Source organism: Paraburkholderia sp. SIMBA_053, from assembly GCF_046534895.1.
GTDB classification, from domain to species: Bacteria; Pseudomonadota; Gammaproteobacteria; order Burkholderiales; family Burkholderiaceae; genus Paraburkholderia; species Paraburkholderia caledonica.
This window is the reverse complement of record NZ_JAWRXU010000003.1, coordinates 514244-538499: the sequence shown is the minus strand read 5'-3', so window position 1 is coordinate 538499 and position 24256 is coordinate 514244. Positions and strand designations below refer to the sequence as shown.

The window sequence follows — 24256 nt, the reverse complement described above, 5'->3', positions numbered from 1 at the left end:
TAGCACCCCACGATCGGATAGCCCAAGCTGTGACGACCGGTTAATATCCGTCACTGTTGTCTTCAGAACGCTTACGCGCCGTGCTTCAACGGGCGGCGCGGTGCGGCATTTCCCGGTAAGGCGCATTTGGTTCAGGTTGCCTCGCAACTGTTGCCGGCAACCATGGGCTTTCGGTCGAGCGTCGCAAGACGCATGTGTGCGCCGTCGTCCCCGGGGTAGGGATGCGCGCACTTTTTCATTCTCAGTCATAGACAGAGGTCGCTCCATGCGCGTCGAACGGGTTCCATTCCGCTTAATCAGTGCCGCGACGGCTGCCATATTGCTGGCAGCATGCGGACCAAAACAATCTGCCCCGCCGCAACAGACGCCCGAAGTCGGCGTCGTCACAGTCCAGCCGACTACCGTACCTGTCGTCACTGAATTGCCGGGCCGCACCAGTGCTTTCCTCGTCGCGCAAGTGCGCGCGCGGGTGGACGGCATCGTGCTGCGCCGCGAATTCACCGAAGGCGGCCAGGTCAAGGCAGGCCAGCGCCTGTACAAGATCGATCCGGCGCCGTACATCGCCACGCTGAACAACGCGAAGGCGACGCTCGCCAAGGCGCAGGCCAACCTCGCGTCCACCACGGCGCAGGCAAGCCGCTTCAAGGTGCTGGTTGCGGCCAACGCGGTCAGCAAGCAGGACTACGACAACGCAGTAGCCGCGCAAGGCCAGGCTGCCGCCGACGTCGCCGCCGGCAAGGCCGCGGTCGAGACGGCGCAGATCAACCTGGGCTATACCGACGTGACCTCGCCCGTGACGGGCCAGATCGGCGTGTCGCAAGTCACGCCGGGCGCTTATGTTCAGGCGAGCGCCGCGACCCTGCTCGCCACCGTGCAGCAACTCGATCCGGTCTACGTCGACCTGACGCAATCGAGCCTCGAAGGTCTGAAGTTGCGCCGCCAGATGCAGGAAGGGCGTCTCAAGACGAACGGTCCTGACGCCGCGAAGGTTTCGCTGATTCTGGAGGACGGCCGTACCTATTCCGAAAAGGGCAAGCTGCAGTTCACCGACGTGACGGTCGACCAGGGCACGGGCTCTGTCACGGTCCGCGCGATCTTCCAGAACAAGGACAAGGTGCTGCTGCCGGGCATGTTCGTGCGCGCGAAGATCGAGGAAGGCGTGAACGAAAACGCGCTCGTCGTGCCGCAAGTCGGTATCACGCACGACCAGAAGGGTCAGCCTACTGCGCTCGTCGTCGGTGACGACAACAAGGTCGCGTTGCGTCAGCTCGTCACCTCGGGCACGTACGGTTCGAACTGGGTGGTCGAGAGCGGCCTGAAACCCGGCGACCGCGTGATCGTGCAGGGCACCGACAAGGCGAAACCGGGCATGCAGGTCAAGACCGTCGCCGCGCAACTTCCCGCTACACCCGCCTCCGGCGCAGCCGCTCAAGGTGCGCCGGCCGCCAGCGGCAGTGCGCAGACGGCTCAACCTGCCTCCGCTGCATCGGGCGCGTAATAACAGGGAGCCCGCCACATGGCAAAGTTCTTCATTGATCGCCCGATTTTTGCATGGGTGATCGCCATCATTTTGATGCTCGCGGGTATCGCGTCGGTGTTCACATTGCCGATCGCGCAATACCCGACCATCGCGCCGCCGGCTGTGCAGATCAGCGCAACGTATCCGGGCGCTTCGGCGAAGACGGTGGAAAACACCGTCACGCAGGTGATCGAGCAGCAGATGAGTGGTCTCGACCACTTGCTGTACCTGTCGTCCACTTCCGACGACTCGGGTACCGCAACCATCACGCTGACGTTCGCGGCCGGCACCAATCCTGACATCGCGCAGGTGCAGGTGCAGAACAAGCTGCAGCTCGCTACTCCGTTGCTGCCGCAAGCGGTTCAGCAGCTGGGTACGAAGGTCACGAAGTCGAGCAGCAGCTTCCTGCTGGTCATGGCGTTCGTGTCCGAAGACGGCAGCATGAACAAGTACGACCTCGCGAACTACGTGGCGTCGAACATTCAGGACCCGGTCAGCCGTATCGACGGCGTGGGCACGGTCACGCTGTTCGGCTCGCAGTACGCAATGCGAATCTGGCTCGACGCGAACAAGCTGACCAACTTCGGCCTGACTCCCGTAGACGTGCAGACCGCGCTGCAGGCGCAGAACGTACAGGTTGCCGGCGGCTCGCTCGGCGGCACGCCGTCGGTGCCGGGGCAGGTGTTGCAGGCGACCATCACGGAAGCGACGCTGCTCAATACGCCTGAACAGTTCGGCAACGTGCTGCTGAAGGTCAATCCCGACGGTTCGCAGGTTCGTATCAAGGACGTCGCGCGCGTCGAGCTCGGTGGCGAAAACTACAACTTCGACACCAAGTACAACGGGCAGCCTACCGCCGGCTTCGGTATCCAGCTCGCCACCGGCGCGAATGCGCTCGCAACGGCGAAGGCAGTGCGCGCGAAGGTCGCCGAACTGTCGAAGTACTTCCCGCACGGTCTGGTCGTCCAGTATCCGTACGACACCACGCCGTTCGTGCGTCTGTCGATCGAGGAAGTGGTCAAGACACTGCTCGAAGGTATCGTGCTGGTGTTCCTGGTCATGTACCTGTTCCTGCAAAACCTGCGCGCCACGCTGATCCCGACCATCGCAGTTCCGGTGGTGCTGTTGGGCACGTTCGCGGTCATGAGCATGGTGGGCTTTTCGATCAACACGTTGTCCATGTTCGGGCTCGTGCTGGCAATCGGCCTCCTGGTGGACGACGCGATCGTGGTGGTGGAAAACGTCGAGCGGGTGATGGCGGAGGAGGGCTTATCGCCTCGTGAAGCCACGCGCAAGGCGATGGACCAGATTACCGGCGCGCTCGTCGGCGTGGCGCTCGTGCTGTCGGCGGTGTTCGTGCCGGTGGCGTTCTCGGGCGGTTCGGTCGGCGCTATTTACCGGCAATTCTCGCTGACCATCGTGGCGGCCATGGTGCTGTCGGTGCTGGTCGCGTTGATCCTGACGCCGGCTTTGTGCGCGACGATTCTCAAGCCGATTCCGCAAGGTCATCACGAAGAGAAGAAGGGTTTCTTCGGCTGGTTCAACCGGAACTTCAACAAGAGCCGCGACAAGTATCACTCGGGCGTGCACCACGTGATCAAGCGCTCGGGCCGCTGGCTCATCATCTACATGGTGGTGATCTTTGCGGTTGGTTTGCTGTTCGTGAAACTGCCGAAGTCGTTCCTGCCGGACGAAGACCAGGGCACGATGTTCGTGCTCGTGCAGACGCCTTCGGGTTCCACTCAGGAAACCACGGCGCGCGCGCTGAAAGACGTGTCGGACTATCTGCTCAACGGCGAGAAGGCGATTGTCGAATCCACCTTCACGGTGAACGGCTTCAGCTTCGCGGGCCGCGGTCAGAACGCCGGTCTCGTGTTCGTGCGGATGAAGGACTACGCGCAGCGTCAGCATGCGGATGAAAAGGTACAGGCGCTGGTGGGCCGCCTCTTCATGCACTTCGGCAGCTACAAGGGTGCGCTCGTGTATCCGGTGAATCCGCCGTCCATTCCGGAACTCGGCACGGCTGCCGGCTTCGACTTCGAGCTGCAGGACCGCGCGGGTGTCGGCCACGAAAAGCTGATGCAAGCGCGCAACATGCTGCTCGGCATGGCCGCGCAAGATCCGACGCTGGCTCAGGTGCGCCCGAACGGCCTGAACGATACGCCGCAGTTCAAGGTGAACATCGACCACGAAAAGGCCTCGGCACTCGGCGTATCGCTGTCCGCAATCGACCAGACGTTCTCGATCGCGTGGGCGTCGCAATACGTGAACAACTTCCTCGATACCGACGGCCGTATCAAGAAGGTGTACCTGCAGGGCGATGCACCGTTCCGTATGACGCCGGAAGACCTGAACACCTGGTACGTGCGCAACACGGCAGGCGGCATGGTGCCGTTCTCGTCGTTCGCAAGCGGCCAGTGGACCTATGGTTCGCCGAAGCTCGAGCGTTACAACGGTATTTCCGCGGTGGAAATCCAGGGCGCGGCGGCACCGGGCAAGTCGACGGGTCAGGCGATGACGGCAATGGAAGCGCTCGTGGCGAAGCTGCCCGCGGGTGTCGGCTACGAATGGACGGGCCTGTCGTTGCAGGAACGCCAGTCCGGTTCGCAGGCGCCGATCCTGTACGGCATCTCGATCCTCGTCGTGTTCCTGTGTCTCGCGGCGTTGTATGAGAGCTGGTCCATTCCGTTCTCCGTGATCATGGTGGTGCCGCTCGGCGTGATCGGCGCATTGCTGGCCGCCACGCTGCGTGGGCTCGAGAACGACGTGTTCTTCCAGGTTGGTCTTCTGACAACCGTGGGGCTGTCGGCGAAAAACGCGATCCTGATCGTCGAATTCGCACGCGAATTGCAGCTGAGCGAGGGCATGGGTCCGGTCGAGGCCGCGTTGGAAGCGGCACGTCTGCGGCTGCGTCCGATTCTGATGACGTCGCTCGCGTTCATTCTCGGCGTGATGCCGCTCGCGATCAGTAACGGCGCGGGCTCGGCGAGCCAGCACGCAATTGGTACGGGCGTGATCGGCGGTATGTTGACGGCGACCTTCCTCGCGATTTTCATGATCCCGATGTTCTTCGTCGTGATCCGCGCGAAGTTCGGCGGCGACAAGGAAGACCCGGACGCGGCGCTCGCACACTACAACGAGCACCATCCGCATGATCCGCAAGGTGGCGGAGCGGCTGGCGGTTCCGACACCAATGGCTCGGGCAAGGACGGACATTGAGATGCAAAAACACTCTTTGATTGCAGTGGCGGTCGCGTTCCTCGCCGCCGGTTGCACGATGGCGCCGAAGTACGAACGCCCCGCCGCGCCGGTGACGAGCACGTTCCCGACCGGCGGCGTGTACGACACGCAGCCGGGCACGACGCAGCCTGGCGGGGCCGGTGCGCGCAGCGCGAACGGTCTCGCGGCGGCCGACATCGGCTGGCGCGATTTCTTCATCGATCCGCGCATGCAGCAGTTGATCGACATCGCGCTGAAGAACAACCGGGATTTGCGCGTGTCGGTGCTGAACATGCAGGCGTCGCAGGCGCAGTTCCGGATCGTTCGCGCGGGGCTGTTCCCGACGCTCGACGCCGCGGCATCGCAAAGCAAACAGCGGACGCCGAAAGATCTGTCGGTGTTCGGCAATACGATTTCGAACTCGTATTCGGTCGGCCTGAACGCATCGTGGGAAATCGACTTTTTCGGGCGGATTCAAAGCCTGAAGGACCAGGCGTTGGCTCAGTACCTGGCCACGGCTCAAGCGCGCAAGGCAGCTGAAATCGCGTTGGTCTCGCAGGTGGCGAATCAGTACCTGACGGTGCTCGAACTCGACGATCTGCTGAAGGTCACGCAAGGTACGCTGAAGACCGCGCAGGAGTCGTTTCGCATCACGAAGCTGCAGTTCGACAACGGTACGGGCTCCGAACTCGATGTTCGCCAGGCGCAGACCGTGGTCGAGCAGGCCGAGGCGAACCTGCAAGCGCAGGCGCGTCTGCGGGCACAGGCGGAAAACGCGCTGGTGCTGCTGGTCGGCGAGCCGTTGCCCGCCGGCCTCGCGCCGGGCCTCACGTTGAACGACCAGAATCTGCTCACGGATATTCCGGCGGGTCTGCCGTCCGATCTGCTGACGCGTCGTCCCGATATCATGGAGGCCGAAGAGAATCTGCTTGCGGCCAACGCGAATATCGGCGCCGCGCGCGCGGCCTTCTTCCCGAAGGTTTCGCTCACGGGCAGCTTTGGCACGCTGAGCCCGACGCTCGGCGGCTTGTTCAAGCCGGGTTCGGCAGCGTGGAGTTTCGCGCCGTCGATCACGCTGCCAATTTTCGAGGGCGGTCAGAACATGGCCAACCTCGATCTCGCGAATATCCAGAAGAACGTCCAGATCGCCACGTACGAAAAGGCGATCCAGACGGCCTTCCGCGAGGTAGCAGACGCGCTCGCCGCGCGCGGCACATACGATCAGCAGATCCAGTCGCTCGAGCGCAACGCGTTTGCGGAACAGCGCCGGCTGGATCTGTCGGATCTGCGCTATACGAACGGGGTCGACAGTTACCTCGCGGTGCTGACCGCGCAGACCGCTTTGTATTCGGCGCAGCAGTCGTTGATTACTGCGCGCATGGAGCGTCTGCAGAACCTGGTGACGTTGTACCAGGCGCTCGGCGGCGGCTGGATCGAGCATAGCGGCGATCAGCCGCGTCCGGCCGACGCACCCGTCGACTACGGTGCAGCAAGTGCGCCGGCAGCGGCTTCGGCTGCGACCGCCGGCTGACGGTTACAGCAGTTCGACGGTTAAGCCACCGAAGAAAAAACGCCACGGCATGCCGTGGCGTTTTCTTTTACAGCGGTGAGCGGGGCGCGCCTGCTTGCGAGGCATTGCAATAAAACCCCAAGCTTCGCCGATTCAGCGTCAAAGCCCTCACTTTCAATGCAGGTCCGCCGCGCGCAGCATTTCGTCGCGAGGCTGATCGTTGCCGCCGCGTTCATCGAAATCGTGGCCGGCCTTGCGGATTTCGCACTGCGCCTTCTTCTCGCTTTTGACGCCGTTGAAAATCAGATTCAGCACGACCGCGGATACCGAAGCCAGCAAGATTCCGCTATGCAGCAGCGGTGACAACGCGGGCGGCAGTCTGGAGAAGAAGTGCGGCGACACGACCGGTACGAGTCCCAGCCCGATACTCACCGCGACGATGAACAGGTTGTGGTGATTCCTTACGAAGTCGACTTTCGACAGCACCTTGATGCCATTGGCCGCGACCATGCCGAACATCACGATGCCGGCACCGCCGAGTACGAATGCCGGCACCGACGCGACCACTTGCGCCATCTTCGGAAACAGGCCGAGCAACACGAGGATCACGCCGCCCATCGCGCAGACAAAGCGGCTCTTCACGCCCGTGACGCCGATCAGGCCGACATTCTGCGAGAACGACGTATGCGGAAACGAGTTGAAGATGCCGCCGATCAGCGTGCCGAGTCCGTCCACGCGCAGGCCGCGCACGAGCGCTTTCTGATCGACGGGACGATCGACCATGTCGCCGACCGCGAGGAACATGCCCGTCGATTCGATGAAGGTAACGAACATCACAGTGACCATGGTCGCGATCGACAACGGATCGAAGTGCGGCAGGCCGAAGTGGAACGGCATCACGAAGCCGACCCACGGTGCGTGCGTGACGCCTTCCATGTTGACCCGGCCGAGCGCCAGCGCGATCACGAAGCCCGCGACAATGCCGAGCAATACGGAAATATTCGCGATGAATCCCTTGGCGAACTTGTTGATGAGCAGGATCAGCATCAGCACGAGCAGCGACAGCCCGAGGTAGACCGGGTTGCCGTAGTCGGGATTGCCCACGCCGCCGGCCGCCCAGTTAATGCCGACGCCCATCAGCGACAAACCGATCACCGAGATCACCACGCCGATCACCACCGGTGGAAAGAAGCGCAGCAGCTTGCCGACGGCCGGCGCAAGCAGGATGCCGATCACGCCGGCGGCAATCGTCGAGCCGAAGATGTCGAGAATGCCGAGCGACGGATTCGTGCCGATCGCGACCATCGGACCGACTGCGGCGAACGTGCAGCCCATGATGACCGGCAGGCGGATGCCGAAAATCCACAACCCGAGCGTCTGGATCAACGTGGCGATGCCGCACGAGAACAGGTCGGCGCTGATCAGAAACGCGATCTGGTCTTTCGGCAGTTTCAGCGCGGCGCCGACGATCAGCGGGACGGCGACAGCGCCCGCGTACATCACCAAAACGTGCTGGATGCCGAGGGTGAGCAACTGGCCCGCGGGCAGCCGCTCGTCGCACGGGTGAACCGTGTTCGATTGCATAACGTCTCTCTCCACAATCTAGTTTTGGGATGGACTCCAAGGTATCGGGGACGAAAAAGCGCAACAAGACAGCTGGGGCCTATTCCGGCATTCCCGGTGACGATATGCGCAAGCCCGTTTTGAAAGCCGGAATCGACGCGAGCGGCGGGTTCACCGGCGGTCAGCCCCTTGTAGCGGCGATGCGCGCGCGGTCGTGCGCATGCCCGAGCCGCCGCGATATATGTGAGAATCGATCAGGTGTATCCGGGCTGGCACATAGTCGTGTTTTCACGAAACTCGTCGCCGACCGGGGTTAACCCGCGATCTGGCCGCATTGCGCATGCGGCAGCCCTTGGTTTGCACACATCGCGCGACTGGCAAAAGTCGGCGCTCACGGCACGGTCTGCGTGCTCTCAATCACACCCTAACTGACGACGCTCCATCACTCATGAGCTTTCTCGGCATCGACCTCGGCACCGGCTCCCTCAAAGTTGCAATCGTCGATGAAGACGGCCATGAACGGGCCGCCGCGAGCGTCGCTTATGGTCTTGAGACGCCGCACGCCGGCTGGACGGAGACGTCGGTGCAGACGTGGTGGCGCGCGCTGTGCGAAGCGGCTGCCCGCTTGCCCGACGGCTTGCGTCGCGAGGTCAAGGCGATCGGCTTGTCGGGGCAAATGCACGGCGTCGTGTTGATCGACGAAACCGGCAATGCAGTGCGGCCTGCCATGCTGTGGCCAGACACGCGCGCGCGGACTTTGCTCGACGCGTGGCCCGAGCCGCAGCCCAACCCGGTGGCGCCAGGCATGGCCGGTCCGTTACTGCGCTGGATCGTGTTGCATGAACCGGAGTCCGCGCGCCGCACCCGCTGGGCACTTCAACCAAAAGACTGGCTGCGCGTCGCGTTGGGCGGGGCGGTCGCAACCGATCCGTCGGACGCCTGCGCGACCGCGCTCGCCGATCCTGATGGCACGTGGGACGCGGCGCTGACCGAACGGCTCGGCATTCCGCACGAGTGGTTCCCGCCGTTGGGGCCGTCATATGCAGCCGCCGGTGTGTTGTCACAGAACGCGGCGCAGGCCTTGGGTTTGCGCGCGGGGATCGTGCTTGCGACGGGTGCCGCCGACACCCCATGCGCTGCGCTCGGCAGCGGCATTGCACGCGACGGCGACGCGCTTCTAACGACCGGCACCGGTGGCCAGATCGTCGTACTCGCCGAGCATGAGCCGCCGGCGGTGAAAGGCTTGCATCGTTATCGCGCGGCGAGCGATCACTGGTATCGGATGGCGGCCATGCAGAACGTGGGCATCGCGCTCGAGCGCGCGCGCGGATGGCTATGCTACGAATGGAGCGACGCCTATGCCGAAGCCTTCGGCAAGCACGCGAACCACGGCTCGGAGATCAACGCCAACGCCGCCGCAGCGCTGGCGCCGCTGACCTTCCTCCCGTACCTCACAGGCGAGCGCACACCGTGGCTCAATCCCGCGGCGCGCGGCGGCTGGCTCGGCCTTGCTCTCGATCACACGCGCGGCGCGATGATGCGTGCCGCGTTCGAAGGCGTCGCTTTTTCTCTGCGCGCCGGGCTCGATGCGATCCGCGCGAGCGGCGCAACAGTGACGTCATTGAAGCTCGCGGGAGGCGGTTCCGTCGATGCCCGCTGGCGTCAGTTGCTCGCCGATGCGCTGGATGCGGAACTGCACGCGGTCGATTGTCCGAATGCCGCCCCGCGCGGCGCGGCTATTCTCGGTGGCATTGCAAGCGGTCACTGGCATGTGCACGATCTCGCTGCGCTCGCGCCCGGTGCGACACACGTGGCGAGCCCGCGGGGCGATCGCGCGCTCGCTGAACGCTACGCACGTTTTCTCGATCTATATGGTCGCGTCGAAACATGGTTCGACGCACCCCCGGCGCCTGACGAGCAGAGCGGTAATGTCACCTGCTGACAATGCCGTGACGCACTTTGCAATACCATGACGCTTTTCATGCGTTAGCCTGTAGCTCGCGCGGCGCAGGCATCGGCCGCAGCATGATCCCCGTATATTCGCGCATCGCCATGTTGCAGGCCGCGACGCGCGTCGCATTCACAGACTCACAGGAGCATTCACGATGAAGACCAAAGCAGCAATCGCATGGAAAGCCGGCGCACCGTTGACGATCGAAGAAGTCGATCTCGAAGGACCGCGCGCAGGCGAAGTCCTGATCGAAGTGAAAGCGACGGGCATCTGCCACACCGACTACTACACGCTCTCGGGCGCCGATCCCGAAGGCATTTTCCCGGCGATTCTGGGCCACGAAGGCGCGGGCGTGATCGTCGATACGGGGCCGGGCGTCGGCACGCTTAAGAAGGGCGATCACGTCATTCCTCTTTACACGCCGGAATGCCGTCAGTGCAAATTCTGTCTGTCGCGCAAGACCAACCTGTGTCAGGCGATCCGCTCGACGCAAGGCAAGGGCCTGATGCCCGACGCCACGTCGCGTTTCTCGCTGGACGGCAAGCCTTTGTTCCACTACATGGGCACGTCCACCTTTTCGAACTACATCGTCGTGCCGGAGATCGCGGTTGCCAAGGTGCGTGAAGACGCGCCGTTCGACAAGATCTGCTATATCGGCTGCGGCGTGACGACGGGCGTCGGCGCGGTCGTGTATTCGGCGAAGGTGGAAGCGGGCGCGAACGTGGTCGTATTCGGGCTCGGCGGCATCGGTCTGAATGTGATTCAAGGCGCGAAGATGGTGGGCGCGGACAAGATCATTGGTGTGGACATCAATCCGGGTCGCGTGGAACTCGCGAAAAAATTCGGCATGACGCACTTCATCAACCCGAACGAAGTCGAGAACGTGGTCGATCACATCGTGCAGCTTACCGACGGCGGCGCCGACTATTCGTTCGAATGCATCGGCAATACGAAGGTGATGCGCCAGGCGCTCGAATGCACGCATAAGGGTTGGGGCCAGTCGTTCATCATCGGCGTGGCGGCGGCGGGCGAGGAGATCAGCACGCGTCCGTTCCAGCTCGTCACGGGCCGCGAGTGGAAGGGCTCCGCATTCGGTGGCGCGCGTGGCCGCACCGACGTGCCGAAAATCGTCGACTGGTACATGGAAGGCAAGATCAATATCGACGACCTCATCACGCACCGTCTGCCGCTCGAGCGCATCAACGAGGGCTTCGATCTGATGAAGAAAGGCGAGTCGATCCGCTCGGTCGTGCTGTATTAACTCGGCGCAATCAAAGCGGCTCAATGAAGGCGACTCAATGAAGGCGACCAACAAGGAGCAAGACGATGCTTGAGCTACTGTCGTCGCACGCCTGTCATGGCGGCGAGCAGCGCTTTTACCGGCACGAGTCGCAGACCGTCGGCCTGCCCATGCGCTTCTCGGTGTATCTGCCGCCGCAGGCCCTGCAGCCAGATGCGAAGGTGCCCGCGCTGTTTTATCTCGCGGGGCTCACCTGTACCGAAGAGACGTTCCCGATCAAGGCCGGCGCGCAGCGCTTCGCCGCGCAACATGGCGTTGCGCTCGTCGCGCCGGATACGAGCCCGCGGGGCGCGGGCGTGCCGAACGAGAGTGCCGCGTGGGACTTCGGCGTAGGCGCGGGCTTTTACGTCGATGCAACGCAGGAGCCGTGGGCGCGGCACTACCGGATGTACTCGTACGTGCGCGACGAGCTGCGTGAAACGGTGCTGAAGGAACTGCCCGTCGACGGTTCGCGGCTCGGCATCTTCGGGCATTCAATGGGCGGCCACGGCGCGTTAATGATGGCGCTGCGCAATCCGGACATCTATCGCTCGGTATCGGCCTTCGCGCCGATCGCGGCGCCTACGCGTGCCCCTTGGGGCGAGAAAGCGTTTAGCGGCTATCTGGGCGAGAACCGCGAGACGTGGAAGGAATACGACGCAAGCGAACTCGTGAGGCGCGCATCGCGCCAGTTCGCGGAGGGGATTCTGGTCGATCAGGGACTCGCCGACCAGTTTCTCGCCGAGCAGTTGTACCCGGACGTGTTCGAAGCCGCATGCCGTGAGGCGGGCCAACCGCTGACGTTGCGCCGCCATGCGGGCTACGACCACGGCTATTACTTCATCTCGACCTTCATTCAGGATCACATCGCGCATCACGCGAAGGTCCTGGTCGGCTGAACCGCTAGTACCGATGGCGGCGCCGTTGCGGGCCGCCATCCCAGCTAGCGCCTTTGCGTTTAGCGGCGCTTCAGCAGACTTCCGCCATACACCACCGCCGACAGCGCAGTGATCCAGAAGCTGGTCGGCCAATCGGTATAAAACGCGAGCGTCACGCCGAGCCACGCCTGCAGCAACGCGAACGCGGCGGCGAGCACCAGGCCGGCGGAAAGCCGCGTCGTCATGTTTTGCGCGGCGGCGGCCGGTCCGACCATCAGCGTGAAGACCAGCAGCACGCCGACGATCTGCGTGCACGCGGCCACTGCGAGCGCGGCAATCGCGAGAAACAGCACCGACACGAGACGCAACGACACGCCTTTTGCTTCGGCCAGTTCAGGCTGCAGCGAAGCAAAGAGCAACGGGCGCATGATCGCCGCGAGTGCGAGCAGGCTGACTACGCCCAACGCCGCCAGCACAGCGAGCGTCGACTCGTTGACGCCGAGCACGTTGCCGAACAGCAGCGCTGTGACTTGCGTCGCGTAGGCGGTGAAGAAGTGCAGAAACAGCAGGCCGAAGCCGAGCGACAGCGACAGGATCACGCCGATCGCCACGTCGCGTCCGGCAAGGCGTTCGCCTAGCGCGCCCATGCCGACGCCGGCCGCGAGCGTGAAGCCGACCATCCCCCAGATCGGCGAAATTCCGATCAGCACGGCGCCGGTCGCGCCAGTGAAGCCGACGTGCGAAAGCGCGTGGCCAGCGAAGGTCTGTCCGCGCATCACGAGAAAATAGCCGACCACGCCCGCGAGCACCGCGACGATTCCCGACGCGGCGAACGCGTTCACCATGAAGTCGTATTCAAACATCGTGCTTATGTCCGTCGCGTGAGTCGTGCTGGTGTGAGTGGCCGTGCGCGGGTGCGTGCGAATGACCATGGGAATGCGAGTGGCCGCCGTTCCCGTCGTGTTCATGTTCGTGATCGTGCTTTTCTACTTCGACGCCGCCCGACATCACGAAAATGCGGCCGTTCACGCGCATCACGTCGATGGGCGAACCGTAGAGGCGCGACAGCACGGGCCGGGTGATGACCTCGTCGACGGTGCCGAGCGCGGCCACGCCGCTGCCGAGATACAGCACGCGATCGAGCGAGTTGAGCAGCGGATTGAGTTCGTGCGCCGAGAACAGCACGGCAATGCCGAGTTCCTGCTGCACGCGCCGCACGAGCTCGACGACGCTCTTCTGATGATGCGGGTCGAGGCTGATGAGCGGTTCGTCGAGCAGCAGCAGTTTCGGCGCGCCGAGCAGACATTGCGCGAGCAGCAGGCGCTGCCGCTCTCCGCCCGAGAGTTCGGACAACGGGCGCTCAGCAAGCTTTCGGCCGTCGACCAGTTCGAGCACGCGCTCGACGTCCGCGCGCGTCCTGGCGTCCGCGTGCGGTAGTCCCCAACGGTGGCCGTCGGCCGCCATTGCCACGAAATCGCGGCCACGCACGCGCCGTCCGGCGAGCGCGCTGCGCGTTTGCGGCATATAACCGATCGACGCGTTGCCGCGCTCCACCGGCTGCCCCAGCACGCGGATCGAGCCGCTTGCAGCCGGTACGAGGCCGAGCACCGCGCGCATCAGCGTGGTCTTGCCGGCGCCGTTCGGCCCCAGTACGCCGATGAATTCGCCCTGATTCACGACGAAGCCGGCATCGCGCAAGATCGTGCGGTCCCCGAGTTCGAGCGTGACGTGATCGACCTCGAGCACGGGCGCGCGGCTCGTAGCTGCGCTTGCTGACAGATTGGCTGGCGTGCTGCGGCCAGTGACATTCATTGCGTTTTTCCTTTGACGCTGGCCGCCGCCGCATTCGCACCGGCCGCGTCGCCTTGGGCGAGCGCTGCGCCGAGCGCGTCGAGCTGCGAGAGCATCCACGTCTGATACGTCTTACCCGCGGGCTCGGTCTCGGTGACGCTCATGGTCGGCACCTTCGATTGCTGCGCGAGCTTCAACATGCGTTTGGTCAGAGCCTCGGTTGCCTGGCTGTTATAGATCAGCACGCGCACGCGCTTTTCACGCAGATCGCGTTCGAACGCGGCGATGTCGGACGCGCTCGCTTCGGTTTCGTTCATTGCCGCCAGCTGAAAGCGCATGTTGCGCATGCTCAGCCCGATTGCGTCCGACATATAGCCAAACACCGGCTCCGTTGCCGTGACCGGCGTGCCCGTGTAACGCGCATGCAACTCGGCAACCTTCGCCTCCACCGGTTTCAGCGAATCCAGAAACTTCGCGAGATTCGCATCGTACGCCGACTTGTGCGCCGGGTCAGCCGCGACGAGCGCCTCGTTTACCGCGCGCGCCACCTTGGGCATGGTCGACGGGTCGTACCAGAGATGCGGATTGTCGCCGCTCTTCTTGCCGGTAAGGTCGGCCGCGACGATCGTCGCGCGCTTCGTGCCTTTCGAAGCCGCCAGCAGTTTCACCATCCACGGATCGTAGTCGGCACCGTTGTAGACCACGATGCTCGCGTGTTGCAACGCGCGAGCCGTCTTCGGGCTGGCTTCGAACAGATGCGGGTCCTGGTCCGGATTGCTGAGAATGCTGGTCACGTCGACGCGCTCGCCGCCGAGTTGCTGCACCACGTCCCCATAAAAATTTTCTGCGGCGACCACCGGGATTTTCGCATCCGCGGCAAATGCTGCCTGGCTTAACGCGAAGGCGGCTGTAACCGCGGCGACATACTTCGACAACAACCTCGTGCCGGTCTTTTTCATTATGTGTCCTGCTGCGTGAGGGTTGAATGAATTGCAAACGTGAAGCGATGGCTCATGTGGATGCAGTGGCGCGCGACGCGCGTGCGCACCGTGCGCAAAGACCGCTCAATTCGACGACCGCTCGGTGTACCTCGAAGCCGTGTGCCGGCGCGCTATGCGACAGCTGCCCGGCGAGGACGTCGCCCGGAATCTCGACGGTCGCGCCGCAGCGGTCGCACATCAGAAACTGGCTGCAGTGCGGCACGCCGACCTCGCAGCAGGCGACAAACGCATTCTTCGACTCGATGCGATGCACGAAGCCATGCGCGAGCAGAAAATCGAGCGCGCGATAGACCGTGGTCGGCGGCACGCGGCCGCGTTGCGGTTCGAGCGCGGCAAGCAACTCGTAGGCGCCGACAGGCCGTTCGCTCGCGACAATCGCGGCATACACCTGACGCCGCAGCGGCGTCAGGGCCAAGCCATGCAACGCGGCATGCGCTTCGGCATGCGCAAGCCGCGCAGCATGATGTTCTGCAGTCGATGTAGCCATCAGCGCGGATCTCTTTATCTGACGTCAGGCGGATGTAAGGGCGGCTCGTGATGCGAGGTCGCAATGATATAACGTATCTCCTTTTTTTGTCACCGGTCGGACGCAGGAGCGCTGCAACCGTCGGGCGCGCTCGTTCCGCGCTGCACCATCGAAATCTGAGAGAGCGCCTTGACATGACCGGGTGCGTATCCGATCATTCGATCACAAACAGAGCAATTGATCGCGCAATGAGCGTTCGCTCACCGCGCCTCCAAAAAGCGAAACGAATCGGAGACAAAGCGTGTCGGCACGATTGCAAGACAAGGTGGCCATCCTGACAGGCGCAGCAAGCGGAATCGGCGAAGCCGTGGCGCGACGTTATCTGGACGAAGGCGCGCAATGCGTGCTGGTGGACGTGAAGCCGGCTGACAGTTTCGGCGACACGCTGCGCGCCGCATATGGCGAACGCGTGCTCACGGTCAGCGCGGATGTCACTCGCCGCGAGGACATCGAGCGCATCGTGGCGAGCACGCTGGAGCGCTTCGGCCACGTGGATATCCTGTTCAACAATGCGGCGCTGTTCGATATGCGCCCGATCCTCGACGAATCGTGGGACGTGTTCGACCGCCTCTTCGCGGTCAATGTGAAGGGCATGTTCTTCCTCATGCAAGCCGTTGCACGGCAGATGGTCGAGCAAGGCCGCGGCGGCAAGATCATCAATATGTCGTCGCAAGCGGGGCGGCGCGGAGAAGCACTCGTGTCGCATTACTGCGCGACGAAGGCGGCCGTCCTCAGCTACACGCAATCTGCTGCATTGGCGCTCGCGCCACACAAGATCAACGTAAACGGCATCGCGCCGGGTGTCGTCGATACGCCGATGTGGAAAGAAGTGGACGCGCTTTTCGCCCGCTATGAGAACCGGCCGCTCGGCGAGAAGAAGCGCCTCGTCGGCGAAGCGGTGCCGCTTGGGCGCATGGGCGTGCCCGACGATCTGACCGGAGCGGCACTATTCCTCGCTTCCGCGGATGCAGACTACATCACTGCGCAAACCCTGAACGTCGACGGTGGAAACTGGATGAGTTGAGCGGCTGAACCCGCGTTATCCAGCGTCATTTTCGTAGAACAAACGCAGCATCACATAACGCACGAGAAAGGAGACAACAGACATGAAACCAGCCCTCAAATCCGCGCTCAAGGCGGTTAGCGCAGGCGCCGCTGCATGCTTCGCGCTGAGTGCGTCGGCGGCCACGGTGACGATCGCGACGCTGAACAATCCGGACATGATCGAGCTGAAGAAGCTGTCGCCCGAATTCGAAAAGGCGAATCCGGACATCAAGCTGAACTGGGTGATTCTCGAAGAAAACGTGCTGCGTCAGCGCGCCACGACGGACATCACCACCGGCAGCGGCCAGTTCGACGTGATGACGATCGGCGCATACGAAACACCGCAGTGGGGCAAGCGCGGCTGGCTCACGCCGCTCACGAACCTGCCCGCCGATTACGATCTGAACGACGTCGTGAAGACGGCCCGCGACGGCCTCTCTGCCGGCGGCCAGTTGTATGCGCTGCCGTTTTACGTCGAAAGCTCGATGACGTATTACCGCAAGGACCTGTTTGCGGCGAAGGGCCTGAAAATGCCGGATCAGCCGACCTACGACCAGATCGCGCAATTCGCCGACAAGCTCACCGACAAAGCCAACGGCATGTACGGCATCTGCTTGCGCGGCAAGGCGGGCTGGGGCGAAAACATGGCGTATGGCACGACCGTGGTGAACACGTTCGGCGGCCGCTGGTTCGACGAAAAGTGGCATGCGCAACTCACTTCGCCGGAATGGAAGAAGGCGATCACGTTCTATGTCGATCTGTTGAAGAAGAACGGCCCGCCGGGAGCGAGCTCGAACGGCTTCAACGAAAACCTGACGCTGATGTCCTCGGGCAAGTGCGCAATGTGGATCGACGCGACGGTGGCCGCGGGCATGCTGTACAACAAACAGCAGTCGCAGATCGCGGACAAGGTCGGTTTTGCCGCGGCGCCAATCGCGGTTACACCGAAGGGTTCGCACTGGCTGTGGGCGTGGGCGTTGGCGATTCCGAAGTCCTCCAAGCAGGCTGACGCAGCGAAGAAGTTCATCACGTGGGCTACGTCGAAGCAGTACATCGAGCTCGTCGCGAAAGATGAAGGCTGGGCGTCAGTGCCGCCCGGAACGCGCCAATCGACGTACGCACGCCCCGAGTACAAGCAGGCCGCGCCGTTCGGCGACTTCGTGCTCAAGGCGATCGAAACGGCTGATCCGGAGCATCCGACGGCGAAGCCCGTGCCGTACACCGGTGTGCAATTCGTTGGGATACCTGAATTCCAGTCGTTCGGCACCGTGGTCGGTCAAAGCATCTCCGGCGCAATTGCCGGTCAGATGACGGTCGACCAGGCGCTGGCGGCAGGCCAGGCCACCGCGGATCGCGCGGTGAAGCAGGCCGGGTATCAGAAGTAACGAAGAGTAGATCGGAAAGCTCGCCACTGGAGTTACGTGGCGCGTGCCGGCTGACGCCCGTCAGCCGGCTCACGCAGCACAGCGGGCCGTCACGGCCGCGCATACGCCGCAACGCCGCCTCGTCTTCATAGCGAAATGGCGATTCATGCGGTCCGTGCCGCCCGCGCATTACCGAACAGGTGGTCAATCATGCGTCCTCTGCGCCTGCCTCTCATGCATGCCCATCCCCAGACAGAAAAAGAACGCGAAGTCCGCAAAGCCAATTCCGCGCGCTGGCTCGTGTCGCCGTCGGTCGCGGTGCTGTTGCTGTGGATGACGATTCCGCTCGCGATGACGATCTGGTTCTCGTTCTCGCGCTACAACCTGCTGAATCCCGACGTGAAGGGGTTCGCCGGCTTCGACAACTATCAGTTTCTCGCCAGCGATCCGTCGTTCGGCCCGTCGATCGGCCATACGTTGCAACTGATCGTGTCGGTGCTCGTGATCACCGTGGTCGGCGGCGTGCTGATGGCGATCCTGTTCGACCGCAAGTTCTACGGACAGGGCGTCGCGCGGCTGCTGGCCATCGCGCCGTTCTTCGTAATGCCTACGGTCAGCGCGCTGATCTGGAAGAACATGATCCTGCATCCGGTCTACGGCCTCGTCGCGAGCGGCATGCGCGCGATCGGCCTGCAGCCGATCGACTGGTTCGCCGAGTATCCGTTGACTGCGGTCATCATGATCGTCGCGTGGCAATGGCTGCCGTTCGCGTTTCTGATTCTCTTCACGGCGATCCAGTCGCTCGATCAGGAGCAGAAGGAAGCGGCGCGCATCGACGGAGCGGGTCCATTCTCCATGTTCTTCTACATCACGCTGCCACACCTGAAACGTGCGATTGCCGTGGTGGTGATGATGGAGACGATTTTCCTGCTGTCCATCTTTGCTGAAATCTATACGACGACCGGCGGCGGTCCCGGCACTGCGACCACCAACCTGTCGTACCTGATCTATTCGCTCGGCCTTCAACAGTTCGACGTCGGTCTCGCCTCGGCGGGCGGCATTCTCGCTGTCGTGCTGGCCAATATCGTGTCGTTCTTCCTCGTGCGGATGCTCGCGAAGAACCTCAAAGGGGAGTACGAAAAATGAGCCAGGTTGCCTCTACTCCGGCGTCGACCACGGCGCCCATGACCGTGCCGACGAAGTCGCCGTTCGCCGCGATCCGTCGCGGCATTCCCGGCGCGCTCGCCTGGTTTGTCGCGCTGCTGTTGTTCTTCCCGATCTTCTGGATGACGATCACCGCATTCAAGACGGAACAGCAGGCGTACTCGTCGTCGCTATTTTTTACGCCGACGTTCGACAGCTTCCGCGAGGTATTCGCGCGCAGCAATTACTTTTCGTTCGCGTGGAATTCGATCCTGATCTCGGTCGGCGTGACGGTGCTGTGCCTGATTCTCGCGGTACCGGCCGCCTACGCAATGGCGTTTTTCCCGACGCGTCGCACGCAAAAAGTGCTGCTGTGGATGCTCTCGACCAAGATGATGCCGTCGGTCGGTGTTCTCGTGCCGATCTATCTGCTGTGGAAAAACAGCGGCTTGCTCGATACGGTTTCCGGTCTCGTGATCGTCTATACGCTGATCAATCTGCCGATTGCGGTGTGGATGTCTTTCACGTACTTCGCCGAAATTCCACGCGACATTCTGGAAGCGGGCCGTATCGACGGCGCGGCGACCTGGCAGGAAATCGTCTATCTGCTGATGCCGATGGCGCTGCCGGGGCTCGCTTCCACCGCGCTACTGCTCGTGATCCTTTCGTGGAACGAAGCATTCTGGAGCATCAACCTGTCGAGTTCCAACGCAGCGCCGCTCACGGTTTTCATCGCGTCGTACTCCAGTCCTGAAGGCTTATTCTGGGCCAAGCTGTCCGCGGCTTCGCTGCTTGCGGTGGCGCCGATCCTGATCGTCGGCTGGCTCTCGCAGAAGCAACTCGTGCGCGGCCTCACGTTCGGGGCGGTCAAATGACGGCAGGCACCAGTGCAGGAAATTTCGCGCTGATCTGCGATTGCGACGGTGTATTGATCGACAGCGAAGCGGTGGCTGCGCGCATGCTCGTGCATGAGCTCGAAGCGCGCTGGCCGGGCGCGGATATCGAACCGGTCGTGCTGCCGTTACTTGGGTTGCGCATCGAAAAAGTGCTGGAAGGCACGGCGATGCAACTCGGCAAAAGCCTCGGTCTTGACGACATCGACGCGATTCGCCGCTCCGTGGAAGCGGCGGCGATGCAGGCGCCGGCCGTGCAGGGCATCGAGCAGGCGCTGGCGCAGGTCCCGCTCATCAAAGGCTGCGCGAGCAATAGTTTTCGGCCTTACGTGCAGACTGTTCTTGCGCGTACGGGACTCGTGAGATTTTTCGGCGACCGTCTGTTTTGCGCCGATAGCGTGCCCAATCCGAAGCCCGCACCCGACGTCTATCTGGCCGCGGCGGAAGGTTTGCGGCTCGCGCCGTCTGCATGCCTCGTGGTCGAAGACAGCGTGACCGGCGTCACGGCGGCGAGCGCGGCAGGAATGACGGTGCTGGGATTCATTGGCGGCGGTCATGCGAGCGACGCGCAAATCGACAAACTGCATGCGGCCGGTGCCCGGCATGTATTCGACGACATGCATCAATTGCCGGAACTGGTCGCGCAGTGGACGTTGAGCGCGACGGCCGCGGCGCCGTAAGCGCGGGCGGCTCGGCGCACGATGCACGACGACCGTGCGACCAGCAAAGCTGGCAACGCGCAAACGCAACGCAAGCGCAAACGCAAACGCAAGCGCAAACGCAACGTGGCAACACACGAGCAACACACAGCATTACACGGAGACACATCATGGCAAGCGTAACTCTGCGCAATATCCGGAAGGCCTACGACGACACCGAAGTGATGCGCGACATCAACCTCGACATCGCGGACGGCGAATTCGTCGTGTTCGTAGGTCCGAGCGGTTGCGGTAAATCGACGCTGATGCGGATGATCGCCGGCCTCGAAGATATCAGCGGCGGCGACCTCACCATCGACGGCACGCGCATGAACGACGTGCCGCCTGCGAAGCGCGGTATTGCGATGGTGTTCCAGTCGTACGCGCTGTATCCGCACATGACGCTGTACGACAACATGGCGTTCGGCCTGAAGCTCGCCGGCACGAAGAAGCCGGAGATCGACGCGGCCGTGCGCAACGCCGCGAAGATTCTGCATATCGATCATCTATTGGACCGTAAGCCCAAGCAGCTATCGGGCGGTCAGCGGCAGCGCGTCGCAATCGGCCGCGCGATCACCCGCAAGCCGAAAGTGTTTCTGTTCGACGAACCGCTGTCGAATCTCGACGCCGCGTTGCGCGTGAAAATGCGGCTGGAATTTGCGCGCCTGCATGACGAACTGAAGACCACGATGATCTACGTGACGCACGATCAGGTCGAAGCGATGACGCTCGCCGACAAGATCGTCGTGCTGTCTGCGGGCAATCTCGAACAGGTCGGCAGCCCGACCATGTTGTATCACGCGCCGGCCAATCGTTTCGTCGCGGGTTTCATCGGCTCGCCAAAAATGAATTTCATGGAAGGCGTCGTGCAATCGGTCACGCACGACGGCGTGACGGTGCGCTATGAAACCGGCGAGACGCAACGCGTCGCGGTAGAGCCTGGCGCGGTCAAGCAGGGCGACAAAGTGACGGTGGGCATCCGCCCCGAGCACTTGCATGTCGGTATGACGGACGACGGTGTATCGGCCCGCACGATGGCCGTCGAATCGCTCGGCGACGCCGCGTATCTGTACGCGGAGTCGAGCGTCGCGCCGGACGGTCTGATTGCACGCATTCCGCCGCTTGAACGTCATGCGAAGGGCGAGACGCAAAAGCTCGGCGCGACGCCCGAGCATTGCCATCTGTTCGATAGCGAAGGCAAGGCGTTCCAGCGCAAGATCGTCGAAGTATTGGCGGCTTGACGTGGCGGGAAGGCGCGAGTGCGGCCTTCCCGCTGTTTGTTTCAACGGCGCAGTGGCCTGCGCGTGTGGGGCCGCGCTCAAGCGAACGCCCCGCTCAAACGTGCTGGGCGCTCTTTAAGCTTCGAGAGCCGCCCGCGCGCACAGTTCGTCGGTAACGAGCCCCGACAGCCAGCCACCCTTGAGCACTGCGATCAGTGCTTCACGCTTGCGCTTGCCGCCCGCGAAACCAATGGTCGGCCGCAGCGGGGGCGAATCGATGTCGATGCTGGTGACGCGCCGGCCAGTCGGCGATTCGACGCGGGCACCGGCTGCGTCGATGGGCAGTCCGAGCATTTCGGCCACCGCGCCGTTCTGCATCAGTTCCTTCACTTCCGCCGACGTAATGAAGCCGTCCTCGTGCAGCGGGCATTTCGGCCCAATATTGCCGATGCCGACGAACGCGACGTCAGCCTGCGCCGATAGCGATTCGACGATCCGATAGAGCCGGTGATTGCACCACTGCGCGCGTTCGGCCTCGGTATCGGCAATCAACGGCGCGGGCAGCAGAAAATGCTTGCCTCCGGTCTTCTCCGAAATGTGCAGCGCGACGTCATAGCGGTTCGAGGAGCCGTCCTGAGCGATGGCCCCGACCATCGACACCAGCCGATGCTGCGGACGGTCTAGCTGCGCGATCTGATCGACCGCGGCTTTGAGTGTCCGGCCGCTGCTCACCGCGACCACCATCGGTTTTTCTTCGGCGAGGTAACGTTCCATGACCTGCGCGCCCGCGACCGCGAGTTTGCGATCGACTTCATCGGGCGTGTCGCTGTCGATCGGCACCACCTCGCACATGGCGAGACCGTAGCGTTTCGACAGCTGATCGGCGAGCGACAAACAGTCCGCCAACTGGTGATCGACACGTACGCGGATCAGATTTTTTTCCACCGCGAACGCGACGAGCCGTTGCGCGACCGGGCGCGACACCTGCAGCTTCTCGGCGATCTCGTTCTGGGTATTGCCCGCGACGTAGTAGAGCCACGCGGCGCGAGTAGCAAGATCTAGTTTTTCTGTGGACTTGGGCACGGTGACGATTCGCTTGAAGGGCGCCGATAGTGGCAGCCGGCGCTTGCCTTCAGGCGCCGCCGGTTGCGGTTTGCGCTGTTGCTATGCGTTCAGGCGAGCCGCTCGCGCGCGGGGTCGAATAGCGGCCGCACATGACGGTACAGCGCACGATATGCATCGAGTCGCGTCCGCAATTCAGCGTGGCGGCGCGGGTTCGGCGTGAACTCCTTTTCGATCGGCGGTTTGCTGAGCACGGTCGCCGGATCGCCGCCCGCCGCGAGCCAGCCGAGACGCGCCGCGCCGAGCGCCGCACCCGTCTCGCCGCCGCCATGCTTGCGCGTGGCGGTGTCGAGCGCGTCGGCGAGCAACTGTGCCCAGTAGTCGCTGCGTGCGCCGCCGCCGAGCAGCGACAGCGCCTTTGCTTCGGTGCCGGCTGCGCGCAGCGCGTCGAGACCGTCGGTGAGTGCGAGTGTCACGCCTTCGAGCACCGCGTAGCCGAGCAGCGCACGATCCGTTGCGTGGTTCATGCCGAAGAACACGCCCTGCGCATACGGGTCGTTGTGCGGCGTGCGCTCGCCGGACAGGTACGGCAAGAAGAGCGGTGCGGTGGTGAGCGCTTCTGCGGGCAGTGCTTCTATTTCAGCGAGCAGAGTGGGTTCGTCGGTCGAGGTGAGCTTGCACACCCAACGCAAACAGCTTGCCGCCGACAAGACCACGCTCATCTGATGCCAGCGGTCTGGAATCGCGTGGCAGAACGCGTGCACAGCGGAAGCAGGATTCGGCCGGAAGCTGTCGCCGACCACGCACAATACGCCAGACGTGCCGAGCGATACGAAACCGTCGCCCGGCTGCGTCGCGCCGATGCCGATTGCGCTGGTTGCGTTGTCGCCGCCGCCCGCCGCGACGATCACGCCGTCGGCCAGACCGTATTCGCGCGCGAGTTCCGGCAACAACGTGCCGGACGGCGCACTGCCTTCGGCGAGGCTCGGCATCTGCGCGCGTGTCATGTTGCACGCTGCAAGCAGCGAATCGGACCAGTCGCGTTTTGCGACGTCGAGCCACAGCGTGCCGGCTGCATCCGACGGATCTGAGACCTTGCCGCCTGTCAGCTGCAAACGCAGGTAGTCTTTCGGTAGAAGCACACAGGCAGTGCGTGCAAAGATGTCGGGTTCGTGACGCGCGACCCACAACAGTTTCGGCGCGGTGAAACCCGGCATGGCGAGATTGCCTGCGACGCTATGCAGGTCGGGCGCGCGTTCCGTGAGCTCGGCGCACTCCTTGTCGCTGCGCATGTCGTTCCAGAGAATCGCGGGCCGCAGCACGCGGTCTTCGGCATCCAGCAGCACGGCGCCGTGCATCTGCCCGGAAAGGCCAATGCCGCGAATCTGGGCGAACTCGTCCGGATGTTTCGCGCGCAATGCGGCGAGCGCACTCTGCGTGCCGGCCCACCAGTCTTCGGGATTCTGTTCCGCCCAGCGTTGATGCGGACGCGAAACCGTGAACGGAGAGCCCGCGGTGCCGATCACGCGTCCGTTGGAGGCGAGCAGCAGGACTTTCACTTCGGACGTGCCGAGGTCGATGCCGAGATACATGGG

Annotated in this window: 19 protein-coding genes; 12 read left to right on the top strand and 7 right to left on the bottom strand. The window is 63.2% G+C overall.

Annotated features, from left to right (window positions below; genetic code table 11):
- The first annotated feature begins 265 nt into the window (after positions 1–265).
- Genes SB753_RS14480 through SB753_RS14470 form a run of 3 tightly spaced genes read left to right on the top strand, consistent with a single transcriptional unit; the run spans position 266 to position 6269 of the window.
- Entirely contained in the window at positions 266–1498 is a 1233-nt protein-coding gene (locus SB753_RS14480; protein ID WP_131320096.1) for an efflux RND transporter periplasmic adaptor subunit, read from the top strand.
- 18 nt (positions 1499–1516) lie between these two features.
- Positions 1517–4738, top strand: coding sequence for an efflux RND transporter permease subunit (locus tag SB753_RS14475; RefSeq protein WP_020069211.1), 3222 nt, complete (start codon positions 1517–1519; stop codon positions 4736–4738).
- A gap of 1 nt (position 4739) precedes the next feature.
- A complete protein-coding gene (locus tag SB753_RS14470; RefSeq protein WP_020069210.1) occupies positions 4740–6269 on the top strand; it encodes an efflux transporter outer membrane subunit in 1530 nt (509 codons plus the stop codon).
- A gap of 153 nt (positions 6270–6422) precedes the next feature.
- Here SB753_RS14470 and SB753_RS14465 read toward each other — a convergent pair whose 3' ends face one another.
- A complete protein-coding gene (locus SB753_RS14465) occupies positions 6423–7832 on the bottom strand; it encodes a nucleobase:cation symporter-2 family protein (RefSeq protein WP_410800481.1) in 1410 nt (469 codons plus the stop codon).
- A 427-nt stretch (positions 7833–8259) separates the two neighbouring features.
- Here SB753_RS14465 and SB753_RS14460 point away from each other — a divergent pair, with 427 nt between their 5' ends.
- From SB753_RS14460 to fghA, 3 genes are all read left to right on the top strand, one after another.
- On the top strand, positions 8260–9753 hold the full coding sequence (locus SB753_RS14460) for a xylulokinase (protein WP_410800480.1): 1494 nt from the start codon (positions 8260–8262) through the stop codon (positions 9751–9753).
- A gap of 163 nt (positions 9754–9916) precedes the next feature.
- Positions 9917–11023 carry an S-(hydroxymethyl)glutathione dehydrogenase/class III alcohol dehydrogenase gene (locus SB753_RS14455; protein WP_020069206.1) on the top strand — a complete coding sequence of 369 codons (1107 nt, stop codon included), beginning with the start codon at positions 9917–9919 and terminating at the stop codon, positions 11021–11023.
- Positions 11024–11088: 65 nt separating this feature from the next.
- Positions 11089–11940 carry an S-formylglutathione hydrolase gene (fghA, locus tag SB753_RS14450; RefSeq protein WP_087752926.1) on the top strand — a complete coding sequence of 284 codons (852 nt, stop codon included), beginning with the start codon at positions 11089–11091 and terminating at the stop codon, positions 11938–11940.
- Between the two features lie 59 nt (positions 11941–11999).
- Here fghA and SB753_RS14445 read toward each other — a convergent pair whose 3' ends face one another.
- Genes SB753_RS14445 through SB753_RS14430 form a run of 4 tightly spaced genes read right to left on the bottom strand, consistent with a single transcriptional unit; the run spans position 12000 to position 15198 of the window.
- The gene (locus tag SB753_RS14445) at positions 12000–12782 is read right to left on the bottom strand and encodes a metal ABC transporter permease (RefSeq protein ID WP_020069204.1); all 783 of its coding nucleotides are present in this window, start codon (positions 12780–12782) and stop codon (positions 12000–12002) included.
- Positions 12775–13731 (bottom strand): ABC transporter ATP-binding protein, encoded by a 957-nt coding sequence (locus SB753_RS14440; RefSeq protein ID WP_410800479.1) that lies wholly within the window; start codon positions 13729–13731, stop codon positions 12775–12777. The genes SB753_RS14445 and SB753_RS14440 overlap by 8 nt, the downstream gene beginning before the upstream one ends.
- Positions 13728–14669, bottom strand: a complete 942-nt coding sequence (locus tag SB753_RS14435) for a metal ABC transporter solute-binding protein (RefSeq protein WP_410800478.1) — start codon at positions 14667–14669, stop codon at positions 13728–13730. Before SB753_RS14435 ends, SB753_RS14440 begins: the two co-directional genes overlap by 4 nt.
- A 52-nt stretch (positions 14670–14721) precedes the next feature.
- Positions 14722–15198: a Fur family transcriptional regulator gene (locus tag SB753_RS14430; RefSeq protein ID WP_410800477.1), complete on the bottom strand. Its 477-nt coding sequence runs from the start codon at positions 15196–15198 to the stop codon at positions 14722–14724.
- A gap of 280 nt (positions 15199–15478) precedes the next feature.
- Here SB753_RS14430 and SB753_RS14425 point away from each other — a divergent pair, with 280 nt between their 5' ends.
- From SB753_RS14425 to SB753_RS14400, 6 genes are all read left to right on the top strand, one after another.
- Positions 15479–16261, top strand: coding sequence for an L-iditol 2-dehydrogenase (locus tag SB753_RS14425; RefSeq protein ID WP_020069200.1), 783 nt, complete (start codon positions 15479–15481; stop codon positions 16259–16261).
- An 82-nt stretch (positions 16262–16343) separates the two neighbouring features.
- Positions 16344–17666, top strand: a complete 1323-nt coding sequence (locus SB753_RS14420; RefSeq protein WP_020069199.1) for an ABC transporter substrate-binding protein — start codon at positions 16344–16346, stop codon at positions 17664–17666.
- A 189-nt stretch (positions 17667–17855) separates the two neighbouring features.
- A complete protein-coding gene (locus SB753_RS14415) occupies positions 17856–18791 on the top strand; it encodes a carbohydrate ABC transporter permease (RefSeq protein ID WP_410800476.1) in 936 nt (311 codons plus the stop codon).
- Between the two features lie 38 nt (positions 18792–18829).
- A complete protein-coding gene (locus tag SB753_RS14410; RefSeq protein ID WP_410800529.1) occupies positions 18830–19663 on the top strand; it encodes a carbohydrate ABC transporter permease in 834 nt (277 codons plus the stop codon).
- On the top strand, positions 19660–20361 hold the full coding sequence (locus SB753_RS14405) for an HAD family hydrolase (RefSeq protein ID WP_020069196.1): 702 nt from the start codon (positions 19660–19662) through the stop codon (positions 20359–20361). The genes SB753_RS14410 and SB753_RS14405 overlap by 4 nt, the downstream gene beginning before the upstream one ends.
- A 149-nt stretch (positions 20362–20510) precedes the next feature.
- Positions 20511–21620 (top strand): ABC transporter ATP-binding protein, encoded by a 1110-nt coding sequence (locus tag SB753_RS14400; RefSeq protein WP_288825263.1) that lies wholly within the window; start codon positions 20511–20513, stop codon positions 21618–21620.
- Positions 21621–21734: 114 nt separating this feature from the next.
- Here SB753_RS14400 and SB753_RS14395 read toward each other — a convergent pair whose 3' ends face one another.
- A complete protein-coding gene (locus SB753_RS14395; RefSeq protein WP_131320114.1) occupies positions 21735–22682 on the bottom strand; it encodes a sugar-binding transcriptional regulator in 948 nt (315 codons plus the stop codon).
- Positions 22683–22771: 89 nt separating this feature from the next.
- On the bottom strand, positions 22772–24253 hold the full coding sequence (gene xylB, locus SB753_RS14390; RefSeq protein WP_020069193.1) for a xylulokinase: 1482 nt from the start codon (positions 24251–24253) through the stop codon (positions 22772–22774).
- Positions 24254–24256 lie beyond the last annotated feature (3 nt).